Annotated in this window: 2 protein-coding genes; one reads left to right on the top strand and one right to left on the bottom strand. The window is 70.6% G+C overall.

Translation table 11 applies throughout. The features are described 5' to 3' along the window. The first annotated feature begins 282 nt into the window (after positions 1–282). Positions 283–1,854, top strand: coding sequence for an ABC transporter substrate-binding protein (locus tag FV228_RS27610; protein ID WP_147857424.1), 1,572 nt, complete (start codon positions 283–285; stop codon positions 1,852–1,854). A gap of 9 nt (positions 1,855–1,863) precedes the next feature. Here the strand turns inward: FV228_RS27610 and FV228_RS27605 are convergent. Beyond that, positions 1,864–2,123 (bottom strand): CBS domain-containing protein (locus FV228_RS27605; protein WP_147857423.1); only part of this gene is annotated, 260 nt, incomplete at its 5' end.

Below are 2,123 nucleotides of genomic sequence, written 5' to 3'. Positions count from 1 at the left end.
CCGTCAGGCCGGGTCGGGAGAGGGGAACCCGGGTTCAGGAAGGGGCGCGACCGGCCTGACGGGCGACGCCCTGTCCTACATCGTCGCTCCCCTCTCCCGACCCGCTTCGCGGGCCACCCTCCCCCGCAGAGGGGGGAGGGGTATGCGCGTGGGCCGGGCCATAGCGCTCATCTGTCGGCAAAGTAATGTTTTTAGCCTGCATATGAGAAACGACCGCCCGCCCCTCCCCATGGCCCGCCTCGTGCTAAGCTTCGGCGATATTCACCTCAAAGGTGCGCCGAGATGCTGACCAGACGATCCTTCGTGGCCCTGTCGGGCGCGGCGCTCGCCGCCCCTGCGCTGGCGCAGGGCACGGCCTCCCGGGTGCTCAAGTTCATCCCGCAGGCCGACCTGACGGTGCTCGATCCGATCTGGACGACCGCCTACGTGACCCGCAACCACGGGCTCGCGGTGTTCGACACCCTGTACGGGACCGATGCCAGCTACGCCGCGCAGCCGCAGATGGTGGAGGGCCACGTCGTCGAGGACGACGGCAAGCTGTGGCGCATGACGCTGCGGCCCGGGCTGGTCTTCCACGACGGCACGCCGGTGCTCGCCCGCGACTGCGTCGCCAGCATCGGCCGCTGGGCCAAGCGCGACCCGATGGGCCAGACGCTCATGGCCTACACGGACGAGCTCTCGGCCCCCGACGACCGCACCATCCAGTTCCGGCTGAAGAAGCCCTTTCCGCTCCTGCCGGATGCGCTCGGCAAGGTCGGCTCGCCGATCTGCGCGATCATGCCCGAGCGCCTCGCCAAGACCGATGCGTTCACGCAGGTGACCGAGATGGTCGGCAGCGGCCCGTTCCGGTTCAAGGCGGACGAGCGGATGGTCGGCGCCCGGGTCGTCTACGAGCGCTTCGACAAGTACGTCCCGCGCGAGGGCGGCGAGCCGCAATGGACCTCGGGCCCGAAGCGCGCCTTCCTCGACCGGGTCGAGTGGCACGTCATCCCCGACCAGGCCACCGCCGCCTCGGCGATGCAGACCGGCGAGATGGATTGGTGGGAGCAGCCGCCCGCCGACCTCGTGCCGACGCTGGGCAGCCTGAAGACCTCGATCAAGGACCCGACCGGCCTGATCGGCTGCCTGCGGATGAACCAGCTGCTGCCGCCCTTCGACAACCCGGCGATCCGGCAGGTGCTGCTCAAGGTGGTCGACCAGACCGACTTCATGCAGGCGGTGACCGGCGACGACCCCAAGCTGAGGCATGTCCCGACCGGCTTCTTCTGTCCCGGCCTGCCGATGGCGAGCGAGGCCGGCCTCGACGTGCTGACCGGCAAGCGCGACTTCGAGGCCGCCAAGAAGGCGCTCGCGGCGGCCGGCTACAAAGGCGAGAAGGTGGTGCTGATGGGCGCCTCCGACTTTCCGAGCCTGAAGGCGCTGGCCGACGTGGCGGCCGACATGCTGACCCGCGCCGGCTTCAACGTCGATTATCAGGTCATGGATTGGGGCTCGGTGGTCCAGCGGCGGGCCAAGCGCGACCCGATCGCCCAGGGCGGCTGGAGCATCTTCTGCACCTTCTGGGCCGGGCTCGACCAGGCCAACCCGGCCGTCAGCGCCTTCCTGCGCGGGACCGGGGCCGATGCGCCGGTGGGCTGGCCGACCAGCGCGAAGCTCGAGACGCTCCGCCAGGACTGGCTCGACGCCCCCGATACCGCCGCGCGCAAGACGCTGGCGGACGCCCTGCAGAAGCAGGCCTTCGCGGACGTGCCCTACCTGCCGCTCGGGCAGTACTTCAACCAGACCTCGTACAAGCCTTCGGTGACCGGGGTGCTCGACGGCGTGCCGGTGTTCTGGAACGTCAAGAAGGGCTGAGCGGGCGGGTCAGGCCGGGACGGCGTCCACGGGCCTGCTGGCCCGGGCCGGATCGCCGGCCCCGGCATCGGCCATGAGCGCCGGGATCAGGTCCGTCTGCGACACGATCCCGACGAGCCGGCCATCCGGATCGACCACCGGCAGATGGTGCAGGGCCGCCTCGGCCATCTTGAGCACCAGCTCGGCGAGCGGCGTGTCCGGCGTGACGGGCTCGACCGCGGTCATGATGTCGGCGGCGCAGCCGTGGGGCGCGCGCCCGCGCTCAACGG

Origin of the sequence: Methylobacterium sp. WL18 (assembly GCF_008040015.1) — a bacterium.
Taxonomy (GTDB): Bacteria; Pseudomonadota; Alphaproteobacteria; order Rhizobiales; family Beijerinckiaceae; genus Methylobacterium; species Methylobacterium mesophilicum.
The sequence above is the reverse complement of the archived record's forward strand: the minus strand, read 5'-3'. Positions and strand labels throughout refer to the sequence as shown.

Excerpts from the sequence above, each read along its gene's own strand:
- FV228_RS27610 (WP_147857424.1), top strand. The coding sequence starts at position 283 with ATGCTGACCAGACGATCCTTCGTGGCCCTGTCGGGCGCGGCGCTCGCC.